Annotated in this window: 5 protein-coding genes; 3 read left to right on the forward strand and 2 right to left on the reverse strand. The window is 68.8% G+C overall.

Annotated features, from left to right (window positions below; genetic code table 11):
* The coding region (locus VF330_RS41565) for a redoxin domain-containing protein (RefSeq protein ID WP_330857268.1) at positions 1 to 120 on the reverse strand (120 nt) is incomplete at its 3' end.
* Positions 121 to 207: 87 nt separating this feature from the next.
* Between VF330_RS41565 and sigK the strand changes: the two genes are divergently transcribed.
* On the forward strand, positions 208 to 855 hold the full coding sequence (gene sigK, locus VF330_RS41570; protein ID WP_414675550.1) for an ECF RNA polymerase sigma factor SigK: 648 nt from the start codon (positions 208 to 210) through the stop codon (positions 853 to 855).
* On the forward strand, positions 852 to 1,586 hold the full coding sequence (locus tag VF330_RS41575; protein WP_330857265.1) for an anti-sigma factor: 735 nt from the start codon (positions 852 to 854) through the stop codon (positions 1,584 to 1,586). The genes sigK and VF330_RS41575 overlap by 4 nt, the downstream gene beginning before the upstream one ends.
* 209 nt (positions 1,587 to 1,795) lie before the next feature.
* Here the strand turns inward: VF330_RS41575 and VF330_RS41580 are convergent, their stop codons facing one another.
* Positions 1,796 to 3,532, reverse strand: a complete 1,737-nt coding sequence (locus tag VF330_RS41580; RefSeq protein WP_330857266.1) for a cytochrome c biogenesis protein DipZ — start codon at positions 3,530 to 3,532, stop codon at positions 1,796 to 1,798.
* A 279-nt stretch (positions 3,533 to 3,811) separates the two neighbouring features.
* On the opposite strand from VF330_RS41580, the gene VF330_RS41585 reads away from it, so the two are divergent.
* Positions 3,812 to 4,405, forward strand: a 594-nt coding sequence (locus VF330_RS41585; protein WP_330857267.1) for a fasciclin domain-containing protein, incomplete at its 3' end; no start/stop codon positions are given.

Below are 4,405 nucleotides of genomic sequence, written 5' to 3' on the forward strand. Positions count from 1 at the left end.
GGACGCGATCGGGTAGAAGAACAACGCCACCGGACCGGTGGCCAGGAAGTCGGACAGCGTGCGCGGCTCGCCGCTGTCGTCGGGCAGGGTGAAGTCCGGGGCGGTGTCTCCTCGTTTCATGGTGGTGGTTCGGACCCGCGGACGGCGCGGATTGGTTCACCCGAAAGTGGACTTCGATTCGGAGATCTGGCGAGCAGGTGATATCCCATGTCCGCCGGGGATTTCCGGAGGTCGGGGGTGGCGAAGTGGAGCGCGATGCGGGAACGAGATCAGGCGCAGGCGACGGCGGTGCGCGGATCCGGCGATGTCGCGGCGACCGCCGACGACCTGATGGCACAGGTGGCCCGCGGTGACGAGGCCGCGTTCGGGCAGCTCTACGACCTGGTGTCGGGTGCGGTGTTCGGGCTCGTGCGCCGCGTGCTGCGCGACCAGGCGCAGTCCGAGGAGGTGTTCCAGGAGGTCATGCTCGAGGTGTGGCGGACCGCGAGCCGGTTCGACGCCGACCGGGGCAAGGCGATGACCTGGATCCTCACCATGACGCACCGCCGCGCGGTCGACCGCGTGCGCTCCGCGCAGTCGGCGGCCGACCGGGACGAACGGGTGGCGGCGCTGAACGTGCCGACCCCGTTCGACGAGGTCGTGGAACAGGTCACCGAACGCCTGGAGCAGCGCAAGGTCCGGCGGTGCCTGAGCTTCCTCACCGAGCTGCAGCGCGAGTCCGTGCTGATGGCCTACTACCAGGGCTACAGCTATCCCGAGGTGGCGAGCCTGCTCGACGTGCCGCTGGGCACCGTGAAGACCCGCATGCGCGACGGCCTGATCAGGCTCCGGGACTGCTTGGGCGTGGCGGTGTGAGCACGGCGGACGTGCACACGCTGACGGGCGCCTATGCGATGAACGCCCTGTCGGACGCCGAACGGGCGGAGTTCGAGGCGCACCTGCCGCACTGCCAGACCTGCGCCGAGGAGGTCGCCGGGCTGCAGGCCACCGCGGCCACGATCGGTGCGTCGACGGCGGAGGCGCCACCGGCGTACCTGCGGGCTCAGGTGCTCGCGGGCGTGACGGCCACCCGGCAGCTGTTCCCGGAGCCGTCCGCTCCCGTGGCGCCGGTGGTCGTGCTCGCGAAGCGGAACCGCCGGCTGGTGCAGGGGAGTGTGCTCGCGGCGGCGGCGAGCGTGCTCGTCGCGGTCGTCGTCGGAGTGCAGGCGGTGCAAGCCCGTCAGGAGCTCACGGCGTTGCGGGAGTCCACTGCTGGCTACGGCCAGGTGTCGGACCTGCTCAACGCACCCGACGCGAAGCTGTTGAACGACGCCGGTTCCACGGGTGGCCGCGGCACCGTGGTGATGTCGCCCAGCCGGAACAAGGCGGTGTTCCTCGCCGACGGCCTGCCGGCGTTGCCGTCGGACCGGGCCTACCAGCTGTGGGTGGTCGAGCCCGGCGGTCCGCGTTCAGCCGGGCTGCTGAACGGTGAACCCGTGGTGGCGGACGGTGTCGCGAACGCACAGGCGCTCGCGCTGACCGTCGAACCGAGCGGGGGCTCAGCCGCGCCGACCACGACTCCGGTCATCCAGATCCCGATGGCCTGACCGCGGACACAACACGACCCCGGCGCCTGGGTGGCCGTCGGGGTCGCGTCGTCTCTGCTGGTGTTCAGAGCCAGGAGGAGAGCGCCTTGAGGATGTCGGCGCGCTTGCGCGGTGCGGTCAGGGCGCCCGGAAGTCCACGAGGACGGGCTTGTCGGCGGTGTCGAAGGAGTCTGTGGTGACGTCGTCGCGGTGCACGGTGTGGTTCCTGATCATCCGAAGGTGAAGGAGAAGGCCTGGACGCCGGCACTCACGGTCGTCGTGAGCGAGCCGCCCTGGATCGTCGGCGTGGCGACGAGCTGGTAGGAGTTCGGGGTGCCGTCGACCTCGATGGTCGTGGTCTTCCCGTTGTTCTGGACGGTGACGGTTCCCTTGCCGGACAACACCATCCGCACCTCCTTGGCGCGGTAGTTGAGCTTGACCCGCCCGGAGTCGCCGGTGGGCGTGATCGACTGGGTGCCGAGCGTCCACGCGCCGGAGAGGGCGAAGCTGTCGGTGCCCTGGTTCTCGGGGAACTGGAACGTCCTCTCGCCGCTGGTGTAGGTCTCGGTGCCGGCGAAGTTCACGCGCTTGGTGGAGCCGAGGTAGGTCTCGCGGGTGATGTCGGCGATGACGGGGGTGTCGTCGGCCAGTTCGGTGGCCTGGGGGAGCTTCGCGTTCGGGTCGGCGGCGGTGAGCAGCTGCCGGATGAGCTTCTCGGTGACCTGGTAGTCGCCCTCGCCGAACTTGATGTGCCGCACGGTGCCCTGGGCGTCGATGAGGTAGTGCGCGGGCCAGTAGCGGTTGCGGTAGTTGGTCCAGGTGTCGAGGGTGTTGTCCAGGGCGACGGGGTAGGTGATGCCGAAGTTCTTCGCGGCGGCGGCGACGTTGGCGGGTTCCTTCTCGAAGGCGTACTCGGGGGAGTGGATGCCGATGACCTGGAGGCCGGCGTCGCGGTAGGCCTTGTCCCACGCGGTGACGTGCGGGATCGAGCGCTGGCAGTTGATGCAGGAGTAGGCCCAGAAGTCGAGCATGACGACCTTGCCGCGCAACGACTTCAGGTCGACCGCCTGGCCGCCGGGGGTGTTGAGCCACTGCTGGATGCCTGCGATGTCCGGTGCCGTGCCGCAGGACTCGAGCTCGGTGCCGCCGTCACTGCACTTGCCGAGGTCCTTGTTCTGGTCGTTGACCAGGTTGCTGAGGTTGAGCGCCTTCTTGACCTGCTCGGAGTTGTTCACCTTGTCCTGCAACGAAGCGGTGTAGTCGGGGATGGCGCGCTGCAGCAGCTGCGGCAGGTTGAACACCAGCCCGAACGCGAGCGCGATCATGACGACGCCCGCCGTGATGCGGATTCCCCGCTGGCGCTTGCGGAACGCCTGCACGCGCTCGGCCACGCGGCGACCGGCGAGGGCGAAGACGAGCAACGGGATCGCCGCACCCACGGCGAACGTCAGGGTGAGCACGACTGTCTCGGTGCCGATCCGGCCGGTCGAACCGGCGACGGTGATGGCGGCGAGAACCGGCCCGGCGCACGGCACGTACACCGCGCCCAGCGCGAGGCCGAGGGTGAAGCCGCCCCGGCTCGCGTCGGGGTTGCGTTGCGGGATCCAGGTGAACGGCTTCTCCAGCAGCTGCTCGAAGCGCGGCACGATCAGGCCGATGCCGATCAGCACCAGCACGACGATCCCGGCGTAGCGCAGGACGTCCTGCGGCAGGTTCAGCACCGACAGCAGCAGCGATCCGAAGAGCGTGACCAGGCTGAAGCTGACGACGAGTCCGGCGATGACGAGGTAGGGCCGGCTGCGTGACGCCGGTGTGGCCGCCACCGCCACACCACCGCCGGTCCCCGCAGTCGTGCGGACGCTCTGCGTGCCGCCGGAGAAGAAGATGACGGGAAGGACGGGCAGGATGCACGGTGAGATACCGGTGACCAGACCGCCGATCAGACCGATCAGTGCGAGGGTCAGCATGGGGGAGCCCTACTCGGGTCGATGAAGGTGCGTGATGCCAGTGCTTCGCTGCCGTCCGCACCGCGGATTGCTCTCATCGAGAACGTGCCTGCCGACACGGAGGAGTGAACAGGCTGCAAGGTCCACAGTGGAGTGATCGAACTTCGCTGAGTCGTTTTCCGCTGGTCGCGTGGGGTTCGCGGATCTTTTGGTAACGGGTCGATAACCGCACCCATCCGCTCGGCGAGCGGCGGCGAATCACCGGCATACCAACCGAACACCCCCTGGAGATGTCCCGTCATGAACAAGACCGTCCGCAACACCGTCCTCGCCATCGGCGCCGCCTCGCTCGCCCTGTTCGGCGCGGCGTGCGGCTCGGGTGACATGGCCAGCAGCGGTTCCAGCAGCAGCGCGCCCATGACGTCGTCCTCGATGGCGCCGTCGACGTCGGCGATGGCCGACCCGGCCAAGGACCTCGTCGGCCCCGGTTGTGCCGACTACGCGAAGCAGGTCCCGTCCGGCTCCGGCTCGGTCGCGGGCATGGCCGCCGACCCGGTCGCCACCGCCGCCAGCAACAACCCGCTGCTCAAGACGCTGGTCCAGGCCGTGTCCGGCCAGCTCAACCCGAAGGTCAACCTGGTCTCGACCCTCAACGGCGGCGAGTTCACCGTCTTCGCGCCGGTCGACTCCGCGTTCGCCAAGATCGACGCCGCGACGATCGACAAGCTCAAGACCGACGACGCGCTGCTCACGAAGATCCTGACCTACCACGTCGTCCCCGGCCAGATCTCGCCCGACAAGATCGTCGGCGACCAGAAGACCGTCGAGACCGGCACCGTCAAGGTCAGCGGCACCAAGGACGCGCTGAAGGTCAACGACGCCAACGTGATCTGC

Source organism: Lentzea sp. (assembly GCF_036380075.1).
Lineage (GTDB): Bacteria > Actinomycetota > Actinomycetes > Mycobacteriales > Pseudonocardiaceae > Lentzea.